This is a genomic window from Amaricoccus solimangrovi, from assembly GCF_006385685.1.
GTDB lineage: Bacteria > Pseudomonadota > Alphaproteobacteria > Rhodobacterales > Rhodobacteraceae > Amaricoccus > Amaricoccus solimangrovi.
Map to the genome: position 1 here is coordinate 219,528 of NZ_VFRP01000004.1, position 22,086 is coordinate 241,613.

The 22,086-nt window shown below is 70.4% G+C and carries 22 protein-coding genes and 1 tRNA gene; 7 read left to right on the forward strand and 16 right to left on the reverse strand.

Going from position 1 to position 22,086, the window contains the following annotated elements; genetic code table 11:
* Nucleotides 1-6 precede the first annotated feature (6 nt).
* Nucleotides 7-921 carry a tRNA pseudouridine(55) synthase TruB gene (gene truB / locus FJM51_RS07335; RefSeq protein WP_140453467.1) on the forward strand — a complete coding sequence of 305 codons (915 nt, stop codon included), beginning with the start codon at nt 7-9 and terminating at the stop codon, nt 919-921.
* Nucleotides 922-960: 39 nt separating this feature from the next.
* Nucleotides 961-2,520 carry a phospholipase D family protein gene (locus tag FJM51_RS07340; RefSeq protein ID WP_140453468.1) on the forward strand — a complete coding sequence of 520 codons (1,560 nt, stop codon included), beginning with the start codon at nt 961-963 and terminating at the stop codon, nt 2,518-2,520.
* Nucleotide 2,521: 1 nt separating this feature from the next.
* Here FJM51_RS07340 and FJM51_RS23720 read toward each other — a convergent pair whose 3' ends face one another.
* Together FJM51_RS23720 and map are read right to left on the reverse strand one after the other, a co-directional pair.
* Nucleotides 2,522-2,680 carry a hypothetical protein gene (locus FJM51_RS23720; protein ID WP_181164472.1) on the reverse strand — a complete coding sequence of 53 codons (159 nt, stop codon included), beginning with the start codon at nt 2,678-2,680 and terminating at the stop codon, nt 2,522-2,524.
* Between the two features lie 67 nt (nt 2,681-2,747).
* Nucleotides 2,748-3,569, reverse strand: coding sequence for a type I methionyl aminopeptidase (map, locus tag FJM51_RS07345; protein WP_233713015.1), 822 nt, complete (start codon nt 3,567-3,569; stop codon nt 2,748-2,750).
* Between the two features lie 243 nt (nt 3,570-3,812).
* On the opposite strand from map, the gene FJM51_RS07350 reads away from it, so the two are divergent.
* Both FJM51_RS07350 and FJM51_RS07355 read left to right on the forward strand, forming a co-directional pair.
* On the forward strand, nt 3,813-4,562 hold the full coding sequence (locus FJM51_RS07350; protein WP_140453470.1) for a competence/damage-inducible protein A: 750 nt from the start codon (nt 3,813-3,815) through the stop codon (nt 4,560-4,562).
* Between the two features lie 52 nt (nt 4,563-4,614).
* Nucleotides 4,615-4,700 (forward strand) — tRNA-Leu (locus FJM51_RS07355).
* Between the two features lie 4 nt (nt 4,701-4,704).
* On the opposite strand, the gene FJM51_RS07360 is transcribed toward FJM51_RS07355, so the two are convergent.
* From FJM51_RS07360 to FJM51_RS07385, 6 genes are all read right to left on the reverse strand, one after another.
* Nucleotides 4,705-6,117 carry an MFS transporter gene (locus tag FJM51_RS07360; protein WP_210240219.1) on the reverse strand — a complete coding sequence of 471 codons (1,413 nt, stop codon included), beginning with the start codon at nt 6,115-6,117 and terminating at the stop codon, nt 4,705-4,707.
* Nucleotides 6,118-6,214: 97 nt separating this feature from the next.
* Nucleotides 6,215-7,828: a cisplatin damage response ATP-dependent DNA ligase gene (locus tag FJM51_RS07365; protein WP_140453471.1), complete on the reverse strand. Its 1,614-nt coding sequence runs from the start codon at nt 7,826-7,828 to the stop codon at nt 6,215-6,217.
* Nucleotides 7,828-8,844 carry a ligase-associated DNA damage response exonuclease gene (locus FJM51_RS07370; protein ID WP_210240220.1) on the reverse strand — a complete coding sequence of 339 codons (1,017 nt, stop codon included), beginning with the start codon at nt 8,842-8,844 and terminating at the stop codon, nt 7,828-7,830. Before FJM51_RS07370 ends, FJM51_RS07365 begins: the two co-directional genes overlap by 1 nt.
* A 245-nt stretch (nt 8,845-9,089) precedes the next feature.
* A complete protein-coding gene (locus tag FJM51_RS07375; protein ID WP_140453472.1) occupies nt 9,090-9,281 on the reverse strand; it encodes a CsbD family protein in 192 nt (63 codons plus the stop codon).
* 105 nt (nt 9,282-9,386) lie between these two features.
* On the reverse strand, nt 9,387-12,455 hold the full coding sequence (locus FJM51_RS07380; RefSeq protein WP_140453473.1) for an efflux RND transporter permease subunit: 3,069 nt from the start codon (nt 12,453-12,455) through the stop codon (nt 9,387-9,389).
* Nucleotides 12,456-12,465: 10 nt separating this feature from the next.
* Nucleotides 12,466-13,584, reverse strand: coding sequence for an efflux RND transporter periplasmic adaptor subunit (locus FJM51_RS07385; RefSeq protein WP_140453474.1), 1,119 nt, complete (start codon nt 13,582-13,584; stop codon nt 12,466-12,468).
* A gap of 240 nt (nt 13,585-13,824) precedes the next feature.
* Here FJM51_RS07385 and FJM51_RS07390 point away from each other — a divergent pair, with 240 nt between their 5' ends.
* Nucleotides 13,825-14,379 (forward strand): hypothetical protein, encoded by a 555-nt coding sequence (locus FJM51_RS07390; protein WP_140453475.1) that lies wholly within the window; start codon nt 13,825-13,827, stop codon nt 14,377-14,379.
* 38 nt (nt 14,380-14,417) lie between these two features.
* Here FJM51_RS07390 and FJM51_RS07395 read toward each other — a convergent pair whose 3' ends face one another.
* Genes FJM51_RS07395 through FJM51_RS07410 form a run of 4 tightly spaced genes read right to left on the reverse strand, consistent with a single transcriptional unit; the run spans nt 14,418 to nt 16,838 of the window.
* Nucleotides 14,418-14,843, reverse strand: a complete 426-nt coding sequence (locus FJM51_RS07395; protein WP_140453527.1) for a MarR family winged helix-turn-helix transcriptional regulator — start codon at nt 14,841-14,843, stop codon at nt 14,418-14,420.
* A gap of 44 nt (nt 14,844-14,887) precedes the next feature.
* Complete coding sequence (locus FJM51_RS07400) at nt 14,888-15,751, reverse strand: carbon-nitrogen hydrolase family protein (protein ID WP_140453476.1); 864 nt, start codon at nt 15,749-15,751, stop codon at nt 14,888-14,890.
* A gap of 10 nt (nt 15,752-15,761) precedes the next feature.
* Complete coding sequence (gene grxC / locus FJM51_RS07405; protein ID WP_140453477.1) at nt 15,762-16,022, reverse strand: glutaredoxin 3; 261 nt, start codon at nt 16,020-16,022, stop codon at nt 15,762-15,764.
* Between the two features lie 30 nt (nt 16,023-16,052).
* Complete coding sequence (locus tag FJM51_RS07410; RefSeq protein ID WP_140453478.1) at nt 16,053-16,838, reverse strand: ComF family protein; 786 nt, start codon at nt 16,836-16,838, stop codon at nt 16,053-16,055.
* 50 nt (nt 16,839-16,888) lie between these two features.
* On the opposite strand from FJM51_RS07410, the gene FJM51_RS07415 reads away from it, so the two are divergent.
* Nucleotides 16,889-17,782 (forward strand): methyltransferase domain-containing protein, encoded by an 894-nt coding sequence (locus FJM51_RS07415; protein WP_140453479.1) that lies wholly within the window; start codon nt 16,889-16,891, stop codon nt 17,780-17,782.
* A 39-nt stretch (nt 17,783-17,821) separates the two neighbouring features.
* The gene (gene hemH, locus FJM51_RS07420; protein ID WP_140453480.1) at nt 17,822-18,883 is read left to right on the forward strand and encodes a ferrochelatase; all 1,062 of its coding nucleotides are present in this window, start codon (nt 17,822-17,824) and stop codon (nt 18,881-18,883) included.
* A gap of 125 nt (nt 18,884-19,008) precedes the next feature.
* On the opposite strand, the gene FJM51_RS07425 is transcribed toward hemH, so the two are convergent.
* The 4 genes from FJM51_RS07425 to FJM51_RS07440 form a co-directional block, all read right to left on the reverse strand.
* The gene (locus FJM51_RS07425; protein WP_140453481.1) at nt 19,009-19,206 is read right to left on the reverse strand and encodes a hypothetical protein; all 198 of its coding nucleotides are present in this window, start codon (nt 19,204-19,206) and stop codon (nt 19,009-19,011) included.
* Nucleotides 19,207-19,307: 101 nt separating this feature from the next.
* Entirely contained in the window at nt 19,308-19,697 is a 390-nt protein-coding gene (locus FJM51_RS07430) for a (deoxy)nucleoside triphosphate pyrophosphohydrolase (RefSeq protein WP_140453528.1), read from the reverse strand.
* A gap of 38 nt (nt 19,698-19,735) precedes the next feature.
* Nucleotides 19,736-21,034 (reverse strand): bifunctional glutamate N-acetyltransferase/amino-acid acetyltransferase ArgJ, encoded by a 1,299-nt coding sequence (gene argJ / locus FJM51_RS07435; RefSeq protein WP_140453482.1) that lies wholly within the window; start codon nt 21,032-21,034, stop codon nt 19,736-19,738.
* 67 nt (nt 21,035-21,101) lie between these two features.
* Nucleotides 21,102-21,989, reverse strand: coding sequence for a peptidylprolyl isomerase (locus FJM51_RS07440; RefSeq protein ID WP_140453483.1), 888 nt, complete (start codon nt 21,987-21,989; stop codon nt 21,102-21,104).
* Nucleotides 21,990-22,086: the final 97 nt, after the last annotated feature.

The following is a 22,086-nucleotide window of genomic DNA, read 5'->3' on the forward strand; positions in this document are numbered from 1 at the left end:
TTTCCCATGGCCAGACGTCGACGCGGCCGGCCGGTGCACGGCTGGCTCCTGATCGACAAACCCGCGGGGCCGACCTCGGCCCAGGTGGTGGCGAAGGTCCGCTGGGCGCTCGACGCGTCCAAGGCGGGGCATGCCGGCACGCTCGATCCCGCGGCGACCGGGCTTCTCGCCGTCGCGCTCGGCGAGGCGACGAAGACGGTTCCCTATGTGACCGACGCCGACAAGTGCTACCGCTTCACGGTGCGCTGGGGCGCGCGGACGGCGACCGACGACGCCGAGGGCGCGGTGATCGCGACGAGCGACGCGCGGCCCGCGCCGGGAGAGATCGCGGCGGCGCTCGCCGCCTTCCGGGGCGACATCCTTCAGATCCCGCCCGATGTCTCGGCGGTGAAGGTCGAGGGCGAGCGCGCCTATGACCTCGCCCGCGCGGGCGAGACGCTGGAACTCGCGGCCCGGCCGCTCCACGTCGCCCGGCTGGAACTCGTCGGCACGCCCGACGCCGATACCGCCGTGCTGGAGATGGAATGCGGCAAGGGCGGCTATGTCCGCGCCATCGCCCGCGATCTCGGCGCGGCGCTCGGCTGCCACGGCCATGTGACGGAGCTGCGCCGCCTCTGGGCCGGCCCCTTCGACGTCGCGGACGCGATCGGCCTCGACGAGGTGGATCGCCTCGCGCGCACCCCCGATCTCGACGCGCGCCTGCTGGGGCTCGAGGCGGGCCTGGGCGACCTGCCCTGCCTGCCGGCGACGCCGCAGGGCGCGGCGCGGCTCCGCAACGGCAATCCCGGTCTCGTCCTGTCCTCGAACGTCGATTACGGCGACGAGGCCTGGGCGAGCTACGAGGGCGCGCCGGTCGCGATCGGCGTCTATCGCGGCGGCGAGCTGCACCCGACCCGCGTCTTTCGGCTCGACGCCGATTGACGATGCCCCATAATCCCTCCGCGCAGGCGGGGGGATGGCATGGACGACGGCTCGAAACCGGGTGAGACGCTGACGGCGCGGCCGCTCGTCACCGCCTATGAGGCCTTTCCGGAACTCGAACGGCTCTTCCTCGGCGCGACGACGGAAATCTGGGCCGGGTTCCGGATCTTCGATCTCAGGACGAAGCTGCGCTCGCCCGAGGGGCGGGCCGTCGGCGAGAGCTGGTTCGACCTGATCGTGCACCGGCTGCGCGCGGGCGTGAGGATCCATTTCCTGCTCGCCGATTTCGATCCCGCGCTGGCGACGCCGCTGCATCGGGGAACCTGGCGCTCGGTGCGGCAGTTCTGCGCGGCGCGCGAGATGGCCGGCGGCGCGGGGCTCGACCTTCTCGCCACGCGGCACGGCGCGCGGGCGGGCCTCGCCCCCCGCGGCCTCTTCTGGCCGGGCGTTCTCGCGAAGATCAGGGGCCAGATCCAGGCCCTGCGCGAGCTCGAGGAAGCCGAGCGGCGCGAGGCGCTCAGCCTCGCCGTCGGCCTGCGCCCCTGGATCCGCGATCCGCTCGCGGGCGGCTTCGCCTTCCGGCTCTGCCCGGTTCCGCATATCCATCCGGCGACGCATCATCAGAAGCTCGCGGTCTTCGACCGGCGCGCGCTCTTCATCGGCGGACTCGATCTCGACGAGCGGCGCTACGACGACCCGCGCCACGACCGCCCGGCGGAGGAGACATGGCACGACGTCTCCGTCGTCACCGAGGCGCCGGACTGCGTCGCGGCGGCGCAGGCCCATCTCGAGGCGATGCTGGGCGGGCAACCGCCGCCGCCGCCCCAGAGCCGGGGCAACCCCCGCCTCGTCCGCACCGTCTCGCGCGCGGGATCGGCCAATCCCTTCCGGCTCTCGCCCCGGCCGATGATCCGGGAATCGGAGGCGGAGCATTTCCGGATCTTCGCGGCGGCGCGCCAGCTCATCTTCATCGAGACGCAGTATTTCCGCCACCGGCCGCTCGCCCGGGCGCTGGCGCGGGCGGCGCGTCGCAACCGTGATCTGCAGCTCATCATGATGCTGCCGGCGGCGCCGGAGGAGGTGGCCTTCGAATCACGTCCCGGGCTCGACTCGCGCTTCGGCGAGTACCTGCAGGCGCGCTGCGTGCGGAAGGTGAAGAGCGCCTTCGGACCCCGCGCCTTCATCGGCATGCCGCTTCGGCCCGTGCCCTCGCGGAGCGCGTCGCGCGACACGGCGCTCGGCTCCGACATCGTCTATATCCATGCGAAAGTGACGGTCGCCGACGACCGGGCGGGGCTGGTCGGCTCGGCCAATCTCAACGGCCGCAGCATGCGCTGGGACACCGAGGCGGGCGTGGTCTTCGACGACGCGCCCACCGTCGCGCATCTGCGCCGCCGGCTCTTCGAGCACTGGCTGCCGCCGGACGCGCCCGCGGCGGCCTACGACCTCGCCACCGCCCGCGCGGCCTGGAGCGAGATCGCGCGCGAGAACACCCGACGCCCGCCTCGGGAGCGGCGCGGCTTCATCGTGCCCTACAACGTGCGACCCGCCGAGGAATTCGGCCAGCCGGTGCCGGGCGTGCCCGAGGAACTCGTCTAGCTCAGAGGCACACGCCGTCGATCACCACCCCGCCCGAGCCGCCGTCGTCGCAACCGGTCTGGCGGCTCTGGAGCAGCGGGTGCTTCGGCGGCGCGGGCCCGGAACAGGCGGAAAGGGCGAGGACCTGCCCGAGCACGAGCAGGAACAAGGCGTGGCGCATCTCGACATCTCCCCTCGTCGCGGGCCAGAGCATCCCAGCCCCGGCCGCCGCGATCAAGAGCGGAGGATCAGGCGGCGCGGTCCCAGGTCGGGTGGAAACGGCCGGCGGGCGACAGCGTGAAGATCTCGCAGCCGTCCTCGGTCACGCCGATCGAATGCTCGAACTGGGCCGAGAGCGAGCGGTCCTTCGTCACCGCCGTCCAGTCGTCGTCGAGCACCTTGGTCTCCGGCCGGCCGAGGTTGATCATCGGCTCGATCGTGAAGAACATCCCCGGCTCCAGCACCGGTCCCGAGCCCCAGCGGCCGTAATGGAGCACGTTCGGCGCGGCGTGGAACACCCGGCCGAGCCCATGGCCGCAGAAATCGCGCACCACCGAGCAGCGGTTGGCCTCGGCGAAGCGCTGGATCGCGGCGCCGATGTCGCCGAAGGTATGGCCGGGCCTCACCTGCTCGATGCCCTTGAAGAGGCAGTCGTGGGTGATGTCGATCAGCCGCTCCGCCTTGCGGTTGGGCGTGCCCGCGACATACATCCGGCTCGAGTCGCCGTACCAGCCGTCGACGATCACTGTGACGTCGATGTTGAGGATGTCGCCGTCGCGCAGCCGCTTGTCGGAGGGGATGCCGTGGCAGACGACATGGTTGATCGAGATGCAGGAGGCGTGCTGATAGCCCTTGTAGCCCACGGTGGCCGAGATCGCGCCGGCGGCGCGAATCATGTCGTGGATCGCCGTGTCGAGTTCGAGCGTCGAGACGCCCGGCTTCACCAGCGGCGCGACGCGATCGAGAATATCCGCGACCAGATGCCCCGCCGCGCGCATTCCGGCGAAATCCTCTGGCGCGTGAATGCGAATGCCGTCCTTGTTCAGGCGGCTCGGCGAATAACCTTCCACGGCGGTGTCTCCTGACAGTCTGATCGTCCCCTCGAAGCGTGCGGCGGGCGGAATGCCGAAGATCGGGATCCCCGCCCGGAATATCAGCCGCGGACCCCGCGCACAGTGGCATGTAGGCCTTCGGCCCGCCGGGGGCAACCGCCCCGGCCCTCCGCCGCCCGCGGGACCGCGTTGCATCGCGCGCCGGCTTGGGTCTCTGATGGCGCGAGAACCGCCACCCGAGAAACCGCCCGGAGACCCGCCATGACCCCCGTCGACCCAGGCCCGACCGCCGCCATGATCACGATCGGCGACGAGATCCTCTCGGGCCGGACCCAGGATGCGAACATGCCCTTCCTCGCCCAGGCGCTGGCCGCCAAGGGCATCCCGATGCGGGAGGCGCGCGTCGTGCCCGACGTGGCCGAGGAGATCGTCGCGGCTGTGAACGCGCTCCGCGCGAAATACACCCATGTCTTCACCTCGGGCGGGATCGGCCCCACCCATGACGACATCACCGCCGATTGCGTCGCGGCCGCCTTCGGCGTCGGGATCGGCGTGCGCGAGGATGCGCGGGCGATCCTCGCCACCAATTACGCCGATCCGGAGCGCGACCTGAACGAGGCGCGGCTCAGGATGGCGCGGATCCCGGACGGGGCCGCGCTGATCGACAACCCGGTCTCGAAGGCCCCGGGCTTCACGCTCGGCAACGTGCATGTGATGGCCGGCGTGCCCCGCGTATTCCAGGCGATGGTGGCGGCCCTGCTGCCCGGCCTCGCGGACGGGGTGCCGGTCCTGAGCGAGTCGATCCGGATCGACCTGCCGGAGGGACGGATCGCGGGGCCGCTGCGGCTGGTCGCCGAGGCGCATCCGGACGTCTCGATCGGCAGCTATCCGTTCCAGAACGACGGAGGCTTCGGCGCGAACATCGTCGCGCGGAGCACGGATCCGGCGGCGCTGGCCGAGGCGATGGCGGCGCTGCGCGAGATGGCGGCGCTGCTCGCCGCGCCGGCCTGAGCGCAGCTTTCCCTTGCCTTGACCGGGGAGAAGGCCTTACCAGCGAAGGCGCCGGGGCTTGGCGAAATTGGTAGACGCAAGGCACTTAAAATGCCTCGGGCTTGTCCCGTACCGGTTCGATTCCGGTAGCCCCGACCAACCCTCACTCCGCCGGGGCCGGCCGCGCCCGATGTCCCGAGACCGCCGCGCCCGCCTCGCGCGGCAGGCGCAGGAAGACGGCCGCGGCGATGACCGCGACCCCGGCGACGCCGAGGAAGGCGGTGTGGAAATCCGCGAGCGTCAGTCCGGCGGCTCCGCCCCGCGCCCGGCTCGAGACGTCGAGAATGGCCCCCGCGAGCGCCACGCCGGTCGCGAGCGAGATCTGCTGCGCCACCGCGTTGATCGCGGTCGCCTGCGAACTGTCCGCGTCGGTCACCTCGGCGAAGACGAGCGCGTTCACCCCGGTGAAGTAGAGCGAGCGCAGCACGCCGCCCGCGTAGAGGCAGGCCATGATGAGCGCGACCGGCGTCGCTGGCGTGAAACTCGCGTTGATCGCGATGAAGAGCGCCGAGGCGAGCGCGCCGAAGCCGAGCAGATCGCGGAAGCCGAAGGCGCGGAAGGCACGCCGGGCGACGAATTTCGAACTGAGCGCGCCCGCCGCCGCGACGAAGGTCACGAGGCCGGAATGGAAGGCGTCGAGCCCGAAGCCGAGCTGCAGCATCAGCGGCAGCAGGAACGGGATTGCCCCGATGCCGATCCGGAAGAGCGACCCGCCGAGGATGCCGGCGCGAAACAGCGGGTGCCGCAGCATCGCCGGATCGAGCAGCGGAAAGGGCGCGCGGCGGGCGTGCCGGACGTAGCCGAGGCTCGCCGCCAGGCCGATCGCGATCGTCGCATAGCCATAGGCGATCGGCAGCGCGGGCAGGCTCACGACCGACATGCCGAAGACGATTCCCGCGACGGCGAGCCCGCAGAGGACGAAGCCCGGCAGGTCGATCGGGCGCGGCTCCCGCGGCGCGCCATCCTCGAGGAAGCGGGTCACCAGCAGGATTCCGGCCACGCTGATCGGCACGTTGATCCAGAAGATCCAGTGCCAGCTGAGGTAGGTGGTGAGAAAGCCGCCCAGCGGCGGGCCGAGCAGCGGGCCGATCAGCGCGGGGATCGTGAGCCAGGCCATGGCGCTCACCAGATCCTCGCGCCGCGTGGCCCGGACGAGGATGAGCCGGCCGACCGGCGTCATCATCGATCCGCCGATCCCCTGCAGGAACCGGGCGAGCACGAAACCCTCGATCGATCCGGCGAAGGCGCAGGCGACCGAGCCCATCGCGAAGATCCCGATCGCGAGGCGGAAGACGTGCTTCGCTCCGAACCGGTCGGCCATCCAGCCGGAGATCGGGATGAAGATCGCGAGCGCGACCAGATAGGAGGTCACGGCGAGCTTCAGCGACACGGGCGACGTGCCGATATCGGCCGCGATCGCCGGCAGCGAGGTGGCGATCACCGTCGAATCCATCTGCTCCATGAAGAGCGAGACGGCGAGCACCAGCGGAGTGATTGGAGCGTTCAGGCGGGGCAAGGAAATCTTCCGGGAACTGGTTCCGGAACGCGCCGCGCTCCGGGCGAGGGGCCAGATAGCCCGGAGGTGCCCCCGCGGCAATGGTTCGCGAGCCAAACTATTCGTCGTCGGCGTCTCCGGGCGGCAGCAGCGCCTCCAGCGCCTCGATCCGGTCCGCCTCGGATGGCGGCTTGTCCCAGCGGAGCCGGCTGATCCGGGGAAAGCGCATCGCGACCCCGGACTTGTGCCGGGTGGACCGGTTCAGCCCCTCGAAGGCGACTTCGAGCACGAGGCCGTGGCCGGGTTCCGCCCGCACCGCCCGCACCGGGCCGAACCGCTCGACGGTGTTGTCGCGCACGAAGCGGTCGATGCGGACGAGTTCCTCGTCGGTGAAGCCGAAATAGGCCTTGCCCACGGGGACGAGCGCGCCATCCGGCGCCCAGACGCCGAAGGTATAGTCGGAGTAATAGCCGGAGCGCTTGCCGTGCCCGCGCTGCGCGTACATCAGCACCGCGTCGATCACGCGGGGATCGCGCTTCCACTTGTACCAGTGGCCGGCCGGGCGGCCTGCGAGATAGGGGCTGTCGCGGCGCTTCAGCATCACGCCCTCGATCACCTCCTCCGGCGGCGCGGCCCGTTCGCGCGCGAGTTCGGCCCAGCTTTCGAAGCCGATGAGCGGCGAGAGGTCGAACCGGTCGCGGTCGAGCCCCGCCGCGAAGGCCTCGAGCCGGGCGCGGCGGGCGTCGAAGGGCGCGGGCCGCAGATCCTCCCCGCCCTCGCGCAGCAGGTCGTATAGGCGGAGGAAGGCCGGGAAGCGCCCCATCTCGCGCGCCGTCACCGTCTTGCGGTTCAGCCGCCGCTGCAGGTCGCCGAAGGGCGCCGCCCCGGCCCCGAGCCCCTCCGGCCGCGCGACGAGCAGTTCCCCGTCGAGCGTCGCATCGAAGCGCATCGCCTCGACGAGATCGGGAAAGGCGCGCGAGATCTCCTCGCCCGTGCGCGAATAGAGCCGCTGGCCCTCCGGCCCGGCGGAGGCCTGCACCCGGATCCCGTCCCATTTCCATTCCGCGCGGAAATCGGCCGGGTCGAGCTTCGCCCGGTCGGCCTCCTCCAGCGGATGGGACAGCATGACGGGGCGGAAGCCGAGCCGCGTGTCCGCGGCCGGCCGCGCCCCCGTTCCGCCGAGCCAGGCGAAGAGCGCCGCGTAGGGCGGCTCCAGCCCGTGCCAGACCTCCTCGATCTCGTTCACGTCCCGGCCGCCGAAATCGGCCAGCGCCTGTTTCGCGAGTCGGGCCGAGACGCCGACGCGCAGCCCGCCGGTGACGAGCTTCAGGAGCGCGAAGCGCGCGGGCGCGTCGAGCGCGTCGAGCCGGCGCTCGACCAGGCGCGGCGCCTCGCGCCGGGAGGCGCCGCGCAGTTCCGCGACAACCTCCCCCAAGGGCGGGTCGGCGGGCGGGGTGGCGCCTTCGGGCCACATCAGCGCGATCGTCTCCGCCAGATCGCCGACGAAGTCGTGGGAGAGCGCGAAGAGTTCCGGATCCGCCCGCTCGGCGATCAGCGCGCGGAGCATCGCGGGCTTCACCGTGTCGAGCCGCAGGTCGCCGGTGATCGCCGCGAGCCCCCAGCCGCGATCGGGATCGGGCGCCTCCGCCAGATAGGCCTCGATCAGCCGCAGCTTGCCGTTGCGCGACGGCGTGAGCGACAGGCGGTCGAGCAGGGTGGCGAAGCGGCGCATCAGTCCTCCGCCTCGTCCTCGTAGCCGACGAGATGCAGCGGCCGCGCCGCGCGCCGCTCGAGCGCGCACCAGCGCAGCAGCGCCTCTTCCCGGCCATGGGTGATCCAGGTCTCCGCCGGGGAGAGTTCGGTCAGCGTCGCGGTCAGTTCGGACCAGTCGGAATGGTCGGAGATGACGAGCGCGAGTTCGACACCCCGCTGCCGTGCCCGCGCGCGCACGCGCATCCAGCCGGAGGCGAAGGCGATCAGCGGATCGGCGAAGCGCCGGACCCAGGTTGCCGCGAAGGCCGAGGGGGGACCGAGCACGATCTCCCCCGCGAAGCCCCTGCCCCGCTGCCCGGCCACGGTCGCCGGGGCGAGCGGGCCGAGATCGATGCCGCGCGAGACGTAGTAGTCGCACATCCGCGAAAGCGCGCCATGGATCCGGATCGGCGCGTCATGGCCCACGTCGCGCAGGAGCCGGATGAGCCGCTGCGCCTTGCCGAGCGAATAGGCGCCGACGAGATGCGCCCGGTCCGGGAAGAGCGCGAGCGAGTCGAGCAGCCGCCGCGCCTCCGCCTCCGGCGGCGGATGGCGGAACACCGGCAGGCCGAAGGTCGCCTCGGTGATGAAGATGTCGGAGGGGACAGGCTCGAAGGGCGCGCAGGTCGGATCGGCCGCGCGCTTGTAGTCCCCCGCCGCCGTGATCCGGAGCCCGCGCCAGGCGACGGAGATCTGCGCGGAACCGAGCACATGGCCCGCGGGATGGAACGAGACCGCGACGCCGCCGATATCGACCACCGCGCCCGGCACCGCCTCCTGCCGCGCGCCGGCGAAATCCTCGCCCATCCGGATCGCCATGATGTCGAGCGTCTCGCGCGTCGCGAGCACCGCGCCATGGCCGGCACGCGCGTGGTCGGAATGCCCATGGGTGACGAGCGCGCGCGGCACCGGCCGGACCGGATCGATGTGGAAATCGCCCGGAGGGCAATAGAGCCCCTCGGGGCGCGGAACGAGGAGGTCCGAGGGGCGGATCATTTCGCTTCAACCGCGAGGCGGGTCGGGAGTTCCCGCGAGGATGGCCGCGGAACCGCCGTCTGTCGGGCGCGGCCCGCCGGCATCCTTCCGCCACGGGCGCGGCCCCTGAAATGCGCCGCGGGCGCCAGGCTCGCCACGGGCGCGCCGCCCGACGCGGCGCCACCGCCCGGAGGGCCTTTCTCCATGCGAAAGGCCGCCCCTGGGGGCGGCCTCGCCAGTCATGCGCGAAAGGTTCCGGCGCGGGGTCAGGTGCGATCGACGACGTCCTTGGCCGCGTCCTTCGCATCGCCCTTCGCCTGCTGCAGCTTGCCCTTGGCCTCCTGCCCGGCGCCCTCCGCCTCCATCTCGGGGTCGTCGAGCGCGCGGCCGGTCGCTTCGCGGGCCTTGCCGGCGAGTTCGTTGGTCGTGCCCTTCACCTTGTCCGTCGTGCTGCTCATTCTGTTCCCTTTCATTTCACTGGGTCAGTGACGCCGGGAAAACGACGGGGAACGCGATTGGTTGCACGGGAGCCGATCACGGCCCGCTGAGCGGCGCGCCGCCGCTCAGGCCGGCGCGGAAACGCCTTCCGGTCGCCGGGATTCCGCCACGTCGCCATGCGAGATGTAGGTGTAGAACATCGGCACGACGAAGAGGGTGAACATCGTCCCGATCAGCATGCCGGTGAAGATCACGAGCCCGATCGAGTAGCGCGCCGCCGCGCCCGCGCCCTCGGCGAAGATGAGCGGGATCACCGCGAGCGCCATCGCCGCCGTCGTCATCAGGATCGGCCTGAGACGGACCTTGGCCGCGGCCACGATCGCCTCGCGTTTCGAGAAGCCGTGCGCCTCGCGCTGCTGGTTGGCGAATTCGACGAGCAGGATGCCGTGCTTGGTGATGAGGCCGATCAGCGTGATGAGCCCGACCTGGGTGTAGATGTTGAGCGTGCCGAGCCCGAGGTTGAGCGGCAGGACCGCCCCGAAGATCGAGAGCGGCACCGACATCAGGATGATGAACGGGTCGCGCAGGCTCTCGAACTGCGCCGCGAGCACCAGATAGATCACCACGATGGCGAGCGCGAAGGCGATCAGCAGCGTGTTGCCCTGCGTGACCTCGAGCCGCGACTGGTCCGAATAGTCGATGAAGAACCCGTCCGAGATCTCCTCCTCGGCGATCTGGCGCAGCGTCGCGAGCCCCTCGCCCGAGGTGACGCCCGGCAGCGGCAGCGCCGAGAGGGTGGCGGAGTTGAGCTGGTTGAACTGTTCGATCGCGGCGGGCGAGGCGTTGGTGCCCACGGTCACGACCGAGGAGAGCGGCACCATCTCGCCGGTCGAGGCGCGCACGAAGAAGTCGCCGAGCTGGTCGGGATTGGCGCGCCATTCGCGCGGCACCTGGGTGATCACGTCGTAGCTGTTCGAGTCGCGGTCGAATTGCCCGATCGAGGCGCCGCCGACCATGAGGCCGAGCGTGTTGCCGATGTCGGCGACCGAGACGTTGAGGCTGGCCGCGCGGTCGCGGTCGATCGTGACGCGGGTCTGCGGCTGGTCGAAGGACATCGAATCCTGCACGACGATGTACTTGCCGGTCGCGGTGGCGCGCTGCTTGATCTTCTCCGCGAGTTCGTAGACCCGCTCGGGCGAATAGATCGACTGCAGCACGAGCGAGATCGGCAGCCCTCCGCCCGCGCCGGGCAGCGTCGGGGGCGCGAAGACGAAGCCCTGCATCCCCGCCTGGCGGTTCAGCATCACCTGGATTTCCTGCTGGATCTCGCCCTGCGACCGGTCGCGCTCCGCCCAGTCCTTCAGCGCCCAGATGTAGAAGGCCGAGCCGGGCGTGCCGAGCGCGCCGCCGATCGAGAAGCTGGTGCGCACCTCCGGCGTGTCCTTGGAGAGTTCGTAGATCTGGTCGGTATAGAGCTTGGTATATTCGTTCGTCGCGTATTTCGGCCCGTTCAGGATCGCGAAGAGCGCGCCCGAATCCTCGTCCGGGGCAAGCTCGGAGGTGGTGTTGAGGAACATGAAGACCGTGACGCTGAAGAGCGAGACCACCATCAGCAGCGTCACCGGGCGATAGTCGAGCGAGCTCGACACCCGGCGCTCGTACCAGTTCGCGAGCCCGTCGAAGGCGCGGTCGACGATACGCTGGAACCGCCCCGGCTCCCCCGCCTTCAGGAGCCGCGCCGACATGGCCGGCGTGATCGTGAGCGCGATCACGCCCGAGAGGATCACCGCGCCGGCGAGGGTGAAGGAGAATTCGCGGAAGAGCGCGCCGGTCAGCCCGCCGGTGAAGCCGAGCGGCGTCAGCACGGCGGCGAGCGTGATCGTCATCGCGACGACGGGCCCCGCGATCTCCTTCATGCCGATGACCGACGCCTCCATCGGCGTCAGCCCCTCCTCGATATGGCGGTGGATGTTCTCCACCACCACGATCGCGTCGTCGACGACGAGCCCGATCGCGAGAACCATCGCAAGCAGCGACAGCAGGTTGATCGAATAGCCGAGCGCGAGCAGCAGGAAGCAGACGCCGATCAGCGACAGCGGAATCGTCACGATCGGCATCAGCACCGAGCGGAACGAGCCGAGGAATAGGATGATCACGATCACGACGATGACCACCGCCTCGCCGATCGTCTTGAACACCTCGCGGATCGAGGCGGAGATGGTCTCCGTCGAATCGTAGACGAGTTCGATCGACATGCCGCGCGGCAGCGAGGCGTTGATCGCGGGAAGTTCCGCCACCACCGCGTCCGCGACGTCGAGCGGGTTCGCCGCCGGGGTCGGGAAGATGCCGATGAAGGTGCCGGCCTTGCCCCCGAAGGTCACGATGGTGTCGTGGTTCTCGGCCCCGAGCTCGATCCGTGCCACGTCGCGCAGCCGCACCACCGCGTCACCCTCGCCCCGGATCGGCAGCGTGCCGAAGGCCTCGGGCGATTGCAGCGTCGACTGCAGCGTGATCGATGTCGCGGTGAACTCGTTCTCGGTCTTGCCGGGCGCGGAGAGGAAGTTCGAGTTGCTGATCGCCTGCAGCACCTCGCCCGCCGTCACGCCGCGGGCCGCGAGCGCGAGCGGATCGAGCCAGATCCGCATCGAATAGTTCGCCGCGCCGATGATCTCGATCTCCGCGACGCCGGGGATGGTCGACATCCGGGGCCGGATCACCCGGTCGAGATATTCGGTCAGCTGCTCCTGGTTCATGTTCGGGTTCTGCGCCGCGAGATAGAGGAGCGCGAACTGCTGGCCGGTACCCTTGACGATCGACGGATCCTCCGCCCCGTCGGGCAGCTGGCTCCGCACCTGCTGCACCTTCGCGAGCACCTCGGTCAGCGCGACGTCCGGATCGGAGCCGAGCTTCATGTGGACCTGCACGACGCTGACCGAGGGCGTCGATTGCGAGGTGACGTAGTCGATGTTCTCGGTCGTGGCGACCGCCTGCGCGATCGGCGAGGTGATGAAGCCCTGGATCAGGTCGGGCGGCGCGCCCTGGTAGACGGTGGTGACGGTCACGACCGTCTCCTCGACCTCGGGATATTCCCGGATCGCGAGGTTGAAGATGCCGTAGAACCCCGCCAGCAGCATGAAGGCCGCGAGCACCGTCGAGAGGACGGGCCGGCGGATGAAGAGCTCGCTGAGGTTCATCGCGCCGCCCCTACTGCCCGATGGCCCGGAATTCGGCGTCGGCGGGATTGATCGTGTTGTCGATCTTCACCGGGGCGCCGGTGAAGAGGCGGTTCTGGCCCGCCGTGACCACGACATCGCCCGGCGAGAGCCCGGAGGTGACCTCCACCCGGCCGAGCGAGCGGCGGCCCACCTGGACGAAGACCTGCTCGACCGTCGTCTTCTTCTGGTCGCCCTCGCCCTCTTCCTGCACCACGTAGACGCCGTCGCCGTAGAGCGTCGAATTGACGGCGGTCTGCGGCAGCGAGATCACGCCCTCCTCCGCCGGAAGCTCGACGCGCACCCGCAGGAACTGGCCGGGATTGAGCGAATGGCCGGGATCCTCGATCTCGGCCCGCACGGTGACGAGCCGGCTGTTCGGGTCGATCCGGGGCTCGATGCCGATCACCTGGCCCCGGAGCGAGATGTCGCCCACCTCGGAAGTCGCCACGACGGGCATGCCGATCCGCACGATGCGTCCCTGCTGCTCGGGGATCGAGAAGTCGACGCGCATCGAATCGAGATCCTGCAGCGTCGCATAGACCGTGCCGGCGGCCAGATACTGGCCGACATCGACCTGCGGGATGCCGATCGTGCCGGCGAAGGGCGCGCGCAGCGCCTTCTGGCGCATCACGGCGGTCAGCTTCTCGACCTCCGCCCGCGCGCTGGTCGCGCTGGCCTGGGCCTCGTCGAGGTCGTTCGCCGCCGTCACGCCCCGCGCCTGGAGCGTCTGCTGGCGTTTCAGCTGGGTCTCGCTCAGGTTCAGCGTCGCATTCGCCGCGGCGAGGTCGGCCTGTTCGATCGCATCGTCGAGCTGGACGAGGATCTCGCCCGCCTCGACCTCGTCATTGGCCTGGAACCGGATCTGCTTGACGATGCCCGGCGTCTCCACGCCGAGTTCGACGCCCTGTTTCGCGCGGGCGGTGCCGATGGCCTCGACCCCCGGGGTCCAGGTTCCGGGCTCGACCGCGACGGTCGAGACCGCCACCGGCTCGGGCTGCCGGTTGGCGAAGAACTGCCCGATCATCTTGTCGCGGAACAGGTTGAAGCCGACGATGCCGCCGACGACGAGCCCGAGCAGGATGACCGCGATAATAAGCCGTTTGATCATCCGACACCCGATCCCACAGACCCGAAACTCCGCCCGCCGCGGGGCCGCGTGCCGCCCGCGCGCGCCGGACAAAATACGACCGCCTCAAGAAATTCGCGAGAAGTCCTGCGCTGTTTCGGTCACGCGGTCAAGTCTCCGCGACGGGATCCGCGACCTGGACGAGTAGCGGACGAGCGCGGTTGATCCGGGCGACGCCGATGCCTAACACTGCGCGCGACGTATCGAGAAGGAGGGACTGCGATGCGGAACATTCTGGCTCTGACGGGCGCGGCCGCGCTGGCGCTCGCCGCCTGCGCGGGTCCGATGGCGGGACCGCGGACGGCCGCCACGGGCGAGACGATCCTGGCCCAGGGCACGGTCGTCTCGGTCGATCAGGCGACGCGCGAGGTCGTGATCGCGGGGCCCGAGGGCAACCGGATCGCCTTCGTGGCCGGGCCGGAGGTGCGCAACCTCGCCCAGGTCGCGGCCGGCGACACGGTCACGGTCGGCTATCACGATTCCGTCGTGCTCAGCATGGCCGAGGCCGACGCGCCGCAGGGCAGCGTCGCGGGGGTGTCGCGGGCGCCCGAGGGCGCGCGGCCGTCGGGCGGCGCGGTCATCGCGACCGACGTCGTGGTGACGGTCGTCTCCTACGACGACAAGTCGGGCTTCGCCGTCTTCCGCACCGACGACGGCGTGACCCATCGCGCCACCGTGCCGCCGGAACTGCGCACCTTCGCCGAGCGCGCCGCGCCCGGCAGCCGCGTCAAGGTGTCGCTCACCGAGGCGCTCGCGGTCAGCGTGACCGAGAACTGACGCCGGGAACGGCCCCGCCGCGCGGCGCGCGGCGGGGCTCAGGGCTCGTCCGCGCCCAGGACCGCGCGAATGGCCCGGAGCGTCGGCAGCGCGTCGCGCAGACGCCCCGGGCCGAGTTCCTCGAGCAGGTCGTCGAAGACCGGCGCCATCGCGATCACCGCGCGGTCGCGCGCGGATTGGCCGGCGGGGCTGATGCCCACCCATTTGCGGCGCGCGTCGTCCCAGTCGGGACGGACATGGACGTAGCCCGCCGCGTCGAGCCGGTTCAGCGTGTTGGTCATCGCCCCCTTCGTCACGTGGAAGATCCGGGCGAGCTGGCCGGGGGTCTTTTCGCCGCCGAGCCGCGCGAAATGGTTGAGCACCATGAAATGCGACAGCTCCATCCCCCGGGGCAGCGCGCGCTGCAGCCGGCCGCGGGCCAGCTGCTCGATCATCACGATCTCGCTGAAGAAGACGATCACCATCGGATCGCGCGGCGATTCGACCGGCGCGCGCCGGGGAGGCCGGCTCACGAGGTGGCGGGCTCCGCCGGCGCCTGGACGGCGGGCCGCTCGAAGCTCCGGTCATGGCGAAGCTGCGGCACCATGTCACGGACCTTGCGCACCTCGGTCAGGTCGAGATTGGCGAAGATCACGCCCGGCCCGTCCGGCGCCTCGGCCAGGATCTCGCCCCAGGGGCCGACGATCAGGCTGTGACCATAGGTGCGCCGATCCGGCCCCTCCGTCACCGCGTGATGCCCCGACTGGGCGGCGGCGAGGATGAAGCAGCCGGTCTCGATCGCGCGGGCGCGCAGCAGCACGTGCCAGTGGGCGCGCCCCGTCGGCACGGTGAAGGCGGCGGGCACGGTGATGATGTCGGCGCCGGCCTGGCCCAGTGCCCGGTAGAGCGCCGCGAAGCGCATGTCGTAGCAGATGCTGAGGCCGAGCCGCGCCCCCGGCAGATCCGCGACCACGGCCCCGGTCCCCGGGCGGAAGGCGGCGGATTCGCGGTAGGACTCGCCCTTCCCGAGCGCCACGTCGAACATGTGGATCTTGTCGTAGCGCGCCGCGATCGCCCCGTCGGGCGCGATCAGGAAGGAGCGGTTGGCGAAGCGGCCGTCCGCGTCGTGGGTCAGGATCGCGAGACTGCCGATGACGAGCCAGATCCCGCGCTCCGCGGCGATGTCGCGCAGCCGCGCCAGCGTCGGGTCGTCCTCCTCGTGGCGCAGCATCGCATTCTGGCGCGCCCGGCTCGAGGAGACGATGTTGGTGACCTCGGGCGTGACGACGAGCGTGGCGCCGCCATCCGCGGCCTGGCGCACCAGACCCTCCGTCGTCGCGAGATTCGCGGCCGGGTCGTCGGAGGAACAGAGCTGGACAAGGGCGACGCGCATCCGACCGCCCTCAGCCCGCCGCGAGCAGCGGGTCGAGCCCGCCCGCGCGGTCGAGCGCGTTGAGATCGTCGAAACCACCGATATGGCGTCCGCCGATGAAGATCTGCGGCACCGTGCGGCGGCCCGCCGCGCGCTGCACCATCTCGGCCCGGCGTCCGGGCTCGGCGGCGACGTTGATCTCCTGAAAGTCCGCGCCCTTCGCGGTCAGGAGCCGTTTCGCGGCCATGCAGTAGCCGCAGGTCGGGGTCGTGTACATGAGGATCGGGGGCATCGCACATCCTGGGTGAGGCCGTTCCCGGAACTATATAGATCCGAACTCCGCGAACGCAACGCGCGCGAGGACGAGCACATCCACCCGCGCCGCGCCGCCTTCCCGCAACGCCCCGGCGCAGGCCGAGAGCGTGGCGCCGGAGGTCAGCACGTCGTCGATCAAGAGGATCGAGCGCCCCTCGATCCGCGGCCGGTGGCGGGGCGCGACGGCGAAGGCGCCGGCCTGGTTGCGGGCGCGGGCCTCGCGGTCCATGCCTTCCTGCGGCGTGGTGAAGCGCCGGCGGGTCAGGAGGTCCACCGCCACGGGACGCTCCGCCCGGCGGGCGAGCGCGCGGGCGAGTTCGGCGGACTGGTTGTAGCGCCGCCGGAGCAGACGGCGCCAGTGCAGCGGCACGGGTGCGATCAGATCGGCCCGGGCGAGGAGCCTTCCCCCGGCGGGCAGCATCCATTCCGCCAGCGTGTCGCGCATGTCGAGCCGGTCGCCATGCTTGAAGGCGAGCACGACGCGCCGCGCCGCGCCGCCGTAGAGGACCGCCGCCGCGCCCGCGTTCCATCCGGGCGGGTGCCGGCGGCAGGGGTCGCAGACATCGGCGCCGTCGATCACCGCGGCGGCGTCGTCCATGAGTCCGGAGGCTTCGCCGACCAGGGGCAGGCCGCATTTGACGCAGGCCTCGCCCGAGATGAAATGCGTGTCGCGCCAGCAGGCGGCGCAGAGGCCGCGCTCCCCCTCCGTCATCTCGCCGCAGGCGAGGCAGCGCGGCGGGTAGAGCGTGTCGACGAGCGGGCCGATCACGGTGGATTTGAGCCGCTGGAGCATGGCCTTCTCTCTCCGTCTCGCCTATGGCTGCGCCCTTGCGAGGACATCCGATGCCGACACCGCCAGCCCTGTTCGATCCCGACCTGCTCGCCCTGCGGCGCGCGCGCGCCGAAGCCGGGGAGCCCGCCGATTTCCTGCGCGAGGCCGCCGCCGCCGAGATCGCAGAAAGGCTGAGCGAGGTTAACAGGAGCTTTCGCGCCCCGGTGATCATCGGGCCGCGCGGCGCGCTCTGGGCCGAGGCGCTCGGCCTGCCGGGGGCGCGGCTGATCCCCGACGCGGAGGTGCTGGACCTCGCCGAGGGCGAGGCGGATCTGATCGTGCACGCGCTGGCGCTGCACTGGGCGAACGATCCGGTCGGCCAGCTCGCCCAGGCGCGGCGCGGCCTGCGGCCGGACGGTCTCTTCATCGCTGCGCTCTTCGCCGGCGAGACGCTGACGGAGCTGCGCCGCGCGCTCGCGGAGGCGGAGGTTGAGACGACCGGCGGGCTCAGCCCCCGGGTGGCGCCGATGGGCGAGATCCGCGACCTCGGCGGCCTGCTGCAACGCGCGGGGCTCGCGCTGCCGGTCGCGGATTCGCAGCGGCTGCCGGTCAGCTATGCGACGATGTTCCATCTGATGCGCGACCTGCGCGCGATGGGGGAGACCAGCGTGCTGCGCGAGCGGAGCCGGCGGCCGATGCCGCGCGCGCTCCTCGCCCGCGCGGCGGAGATCTACGCGGAGCGGTTCGGCGACGCGGAGGGGCGCGTGGGCGCGACCTTCGAGATCGTCTATCTCACCGGCTGGGCCCCCTCCCCCGACCAGCGCAAGCCGCTCCGCCCCGGCTCCGCCGCCGCGCGGCTCGCCGACGCTCTCGGCACCGAGGAGCATGGGGCGGGGGAACGCGCGGGGGACGCGCGGGTTCAGGAAGATCGCAACGAGGGAGCGGGAGAGAATGGGACGAGCTGAGAGATGGCCGGATCCGGAGCGGAGGGACGGGAGGCCCGCATGACCGACAGCCTGAAGCCCGGCGAGGGCCGCCTCGCCTTCGCCCCCGCCGACCATCCCGCCGTGCCGCCCGCCCGGATCGGCGTGATCCTCTCCAATCTCGGGACGCCGGATGCGACCGACTACCGGTCGATGCGCCGCTACCTCGGCGAGTTCCTCTCCGACCAGCGGGTGATCGACTATCCGCGCTGGAAGTGGCAGCCGCTGCTCCAGCTCGTCATCCTGTCGCGCCGGCCGTTCTCCTCCGGCAAGAACTACGAGGGGATCTGGGACAAGGAGCGCGACGAGAGCCCGCTGCTCACCATCACCCGGGCGCAGACGCGCGCGGTGGCGGAGGCGCTGACGGCCGCGCATGGCGACCGGATCATCGTCGATTTCGCGATGCGCTACGGCAATCCGTCGACGGAATCGGTGATCGGGAAGCTGGTGGGGAAGGGCTGCGAACGGATCGTGTTCTTTCCGCTCTACCCGCAATACGCGGCGCCGACGACCGCGACGGCGAACGACCAGGCGTTTCGCGCGCTGATGAAGCAGCGCTGGCAGCCCGCCTTCCGAACCGTGCCCGCCTATTACGACGAGCCGCTCTACATCGAGGCGCTGGCCGGGTCGGTCGAGCGCGCCTATGCCGGGCTCGAGCGGCGGCCGGAGATGCTGCTCACAAGTTATCACGGCATGCCGGAGCGCTACCTCGCGCTTGGCGACCCCTATCATTGCCAGTGCCAGGCGACGACGCGGCGCCTGCGCGAACGGCTCGGCTTTCCGGCCGAGGAGGTGCGCGTCACCTTCCAGTCGAAGTTCGGCCCGGAGGAATGGCTGAAACCCTACACGGTCGAGGAGGTCGCGCGGCTCGCCAAGGCGGGGGTGAGGCGCCTCGCGGTCATCGCGCCCGCCTTCTCCGCGGATTGCGTCGAGACGCTGGAGGAGATCCGGGGCGAGATCCGCCACGCCTTCGAGGCGGCGGGCGGGGAGGAATTCACCTACATCCCCTGCCTCAACGACGACCCGGCGCATGTGAGGATGCTTGTCACGATCCTCGAGCGGGAACTTTCCGGCTGGCTGTGAGTTCTGCTTCCATGTCGGGGATCGCGGCGGGTTTCCGACCTATGGGAGGTATTGCCTCCTCCAGACGCAAGACGGGCCAGGAAGAACCTGGCCCGTCTCAGATCGGCAAGTCGTTCAGGACGGCTTCAGACCGCCTCCGGAGCGGACGCCGGCTGGATCGGCCGGACGATGCCGGCGGAAAACGAGCGGTCGCCCCGCCGGATCGGCTGGCCGCGGTACAGTTTGCGGCCGTCCCGCACGAGGACGTCGCCGTTGGCGAGGGATTCGACGAATTCGCCCTGAATCGAGACACAACTGGAAACTCGGATCGTCTGATACAGCATCTTTTCCACCCTATGATCTGTGCTGTTGGGTCAAGATTTTACGGGAACCCTCTCCGAGTGTCACGGTAAATTCGTAAAAATTCCACCAAAGGTTGTATCGACTAAAGTAGGTCGCGCAGAACCGGGATCACCGGGAGATCGGCCGGCGGCATCGGATAGTCGCTCAGATCGCGGGCGCGGACCCATTTCAGCGCCTGATGTTCGCGGTTGATCGGAACGCCTTCCCACCGGCGGCATACGAACAGCGGCATCAGCAAGTGAAAGTCGGCGTAAGCGTGGCTGACAAATGTGAGCGGCGCGAGGCAGCTCTTCCACGTGCCGATTCCAAGCTCTTCCTGCAACTCTCGAATGAGCGCATGCTCCGGAGACTCGCCATCCTCGACCTTGCCGCCCGGAAATTCCCAGAGGCCGGCGAGATTTTTTCCCTCCGGTCGCTGCGCGAGCAGTACTCTTCCGTCCGAATCAATCAGCGCGACGGCCACGACGAGCATCAGCCGCCGGGGTGATTCGCCTTGCGCGCCCGCCCCGGTCACGAGCGGTAATCGGCGTTGATCTCGATGTAGCGATGCGTGAGGTCGCAGGTCCAGACCGTGGCCGCGCCCGCGCCGATCCCCAGATCCACGCCGATCACGAGCTCGGCCTGCTTCATGTAAGCGGCGCCCGCGGCCTCGGTATAGCTCGGGGAGACCCAGCCGTTCTCCGCCACGAGAATGTCGCCGAAGCGGATCGAGAGCCGGTCGCGATCGGCCTGCTCGCCGGACTTGCCCACCGCCATCACCACGCGGCCCCAGTTCGGATCCTCGCCGGCGAGGGCGGTCTTGACGAGCGGGGAATTGGCGATCGCGAGGCCGACCTTCCGCGCCGCCCGATCGGAAGCCGCGCCGGTCACGGCGATCTCGACGAATTTCGTCGCCCCCTCGCCGTCGCGCACCACCTGATGCGCGAGGTCGAGCATCACGCCTTCGAGCGCGTCGCGGAAGAGCGCGGCGCGCGGATCCTCGGCGCTCGCGATCACCTCCATCGGCGCGCGGCCGGTCGCGGCGACGATCAGCGAATCCGAGGTCGAGGTGTCGCCGTCCACCGTGATGCAGTTGAACGTCTCCTCGTTGATCGAGGCGACCATCCGGGAGAGCAGTTCCTGCTCGATCGCCGCGTCGGTGAAGATGAAGACCAGCATCGTCGCCATGTCCGGCGCGATCATGCCCGAACCCTTGGCGAAGCCGGAGATCCGGACGTCGGTGCCGTCGAGATCGACGAGCGCCGTCGCGCCCTTGGCGAAGGTGTCGGTCGTCATGATCGCCCGCGCCGCGCGGCCGGCGGCGCCGGGATCGAGCGCGTCGCGCAATTCGCCGAGTTTCGCGGTGATCCGCTCGGCGGGCAGCGGCTCGCCGATGACGCCGGTGGAGGCTACGAAGACATGGTTCGCCGGGATGCCGAGGAGATCGGCGGTGGCGTTCACCGTCGCGTCGACCGCCGCGCGGCCGACCCCGCCGGTGAAGGCGTTCGAATTGCCCGAATTGACGAGGATGGCATAGCCGCCCGCGCCGGCGCCCTCGCGCGCGATCGCAGCGAGATTTTCCTCGCACCGGAGCACCGGGGCGGAGCGCGTCGCGGAGCGGGTGAAGACGCCGGCCACCGAGGCGCCTTCCGCGACCTCGGCCAGCATCACGTCGAGCCGGCCCTTGTAACGCACGCCCGCCTCGACCGCGGCGAAGCGCACACCCGCGATCACGGGCAGCTCCGGGAAGCCGCCGGCCGGGGCCAGGGGCGAAATCAGCGGCGCGGCGACGGGCGCCGGCTTCTTCTTTTTCTTCTTGTCCTTCGACATCTCGATCCGCCCCCCGCGTCTGTCAACGGACGCCGAGTACACCGACCCGGCGCCCGTTGGAAGCGGGTCAGTTCAGCAGATCGTTGTCGCGGATGGCCGCGGCCGGCACGGCGGCCGCCTTGATCTCGATATTGGCCGCGGCGCGCAGCTTCTCGAGCTGGTCCTGGAAGGCCTTCTGCCGCAGCTGCTGCTCGATCTGCGGGCGCGATTCCTCGAGGCTCGGCGGGCTGCTCTCGCGCGTGTCGTTGAGCTTGATGAGATGCCAGCCGAACTGGGTCTGGATCGGGCCCGAGACCTCGCCCTTCTTCATGTCGACGACGGCGGTCTCGAATTCCGGCACCATCTGGCCCTTGCCGAACCAGCCGAGCTCGCCGCCCTGCTGGGCCGAGCCGTCGGTCGAATTGTCCTTCGCGACCTGCGCGAAATCGGCGCCGCCGTTGATGTCGTCGAGCAGCTTCTTCGCCTCGTCCTCGGTCTTCACGAGGATGTGGGAGGCGTCGTATTCCGGCGCGGGCTGGAAGTCCTTCACCTGCTCGTCATAGGCGGCCTTCACCGCCTCGTCGCTGACCGGCGCGCTCATCGCCTTGTCGGCGACGATGTTCGCCAGCGCGGCGCGGCGGTCGTTCTCGAGCTGCAGTTTCACGGCCAGCGGATCCTCGTCCGGATTGGCCGAGACGCTGTCGGCGAGCACGAGCTGGTCGGCGAGCTGCTGGACGAGGCCGGACATCAGCGTCTCGTCGGGAAGCTGCTGATACTGCGCGGGAAGGCGCTCGCGCATCGCGACGACATTGCCGAGCGTGATGTCGGTGCCATTGACGGTCGCGACCACCGTGTTCACATCATAGTTGGCGGTCTTCGCGGCGTCGGCCGGCTTCGCGGCCTCGGCATCCTGCGCGTAGGCGCCCGGAACCAGTGCCGCGCTGGCCAGAAGGCCCGCGATCAGAAGGTTGCGCATCCGTTTCTCCCGTTGGTGGTCCGCCTTCGGCGGGGTCCACGTAAAAGCCTCCGGGCGCGCCCCGGAGAGGGGGCGCCGTTGACAGGCACGGCTGGCC

Excerpts from the sequence above, each read along its gene's own strand:
- FJM51_RS07415 (WP_140453479.1), top strand. The coding sequence starts at position 16,889 with ATGCCGACACCGCCAGCCCTGTTCGATCCCGACCTGCTCGCCCTGCGG.
- FJM51_RS07385 (WP_140453474.1), bottom strand. The coding sequence starts at position 13,584 with ATGATCAAACGGCTTATTATCGCGGTCATCCTGCTCGGGCTCGTCGTC.
- FJM51_RS07395 (WP_140453527.1), bottom strand. The coding sequence starts at position 14,843 with ATGGTGATCGTCTTCTTCAGCGAGATCGTGATGATCGAGCAGCTGGCC.
- FJM51_RS07370 (WP_210240220.1), bottom strand. The coding sequence starts at position 8,844 with ATGATCCGCCCCTCGGACCTCCTCGTTCCGCGCCCCGAGGGGCTCTAT.
- truB (WP_140453467.1), top strand. The coding sequence starts at position 7 with ATGGCCAGACGTCGACGCGGCCGGCCGGTGCACGGCTGGCTCCTGATC.
- FJM51_RS07340 (WP_140453468.1), top strand. The coding sequence starts at position 961 with ATGGACGACGGCTCGAAACCGGGTGAGACGCTGACGGCGCGGCCGCTC.
- FJM51_RS07400 (WP_140453476.1), bottom strand. The coding sequence starts at position 15,751 with ATGCGCGTCGCCCTTGTCCAGCTCTGTTCCTCCGACGACCCGGCCGCG.
- grxC (WP_140453477.1), bottom strand. The coding sequence starts at position 16,022 with ATGCCCCCGATCCTCATGTACACGACCCCGACCTGCGGCTACTGCATG.
- FJM51_RS07430 (WP_140453528.1), bottom strand. The coding sequence starts at position 19,697 with ATGCTCGTCGTGGCCGTCGCGCTGATTGATTCGGACGGAAGAGTACTG.
- FJM51_RS07410 (WP_140453478.1), bottom strand. The coding sequence starts at position 16,838 with ATGCTCCAGCGGCTCAAATCCACCGTGATCGGCCCGCTCGTCGACACG.
- FJM51_RS07365 (WP_140453471.1), bottom strand. The coding sequence starts at position 7,828 with ATGCGCCGCTTCGCCACCCTGCTCGACCGCCTGTCGCTCACGCCGTCG.
- FJM51_RS07440 (WP_140453483.1), bottom strand. The coding sequence starts at position 21,989 with ATGCGCAACCTTCTGATCGCGGGCCTTCTGGCCAGCGCGGCACTGGTT.
- hemH (WP_140453480.1), top strand. The coding sequence starts at position 17,822 with ATGACCGACAGCCTGAAGCCCGGCGAGGGCCGCCTCGCCTTCGCCCCC.
- FJM51_RS07390 (WP_140453475.1), top strand. The coding sequence starts at position 13,825 with ATGCGGAACATTCTGGCTCTGACGGGCGCGGCCGCGCTGGCGCTCGCC.
- argJ (WP_140453482.1), bottom strand. The coding sequence starts at position 21,034 with ATGTCGAAGGACAAGAAGAAAAAGAAGAAGCCGGCGCCCGTCGCCGCG.
- FJM51_RS07375 (WP_140453472.1), bottom strand. The coding sequence starts at position 9,281 with ATGAGCAGCACGACGGACAAGGTGAAGGGCACGACCAACGAACTCGCC.
- FJM51_RS23720 (WP_181164472.1), bottom strand. The coding sequence starts at position 2,680 with ATGCGCCACGCCTTGTTCCTGCTCGTGCTCGGGCAGGTCCTCGCCCTT.
- FJM51_RS07425 (WP_140453481.1), bottom strand. The coding sequence starts at position 19,206 with ATGCTGTATCAGACGATCCGAGTTTCCAGTTGTGTCTCGATTCAGGGC.
- FJM51_RS07380 (WP_140453473.1), bottom strand. The coding sequence starts at position 12,455 with ATGAACCTCAGCGAGCTCTTCATCCGCCGGCCCGTCCTCTCGACGGTG.
- FJM51_RS07350 (WP_140453470.1), top strand. The coding sequence starts at position 3,813 with ATGACCCCCGTCGACCCAGGCCCGACCGCCGCCATGATCACGATCGGC.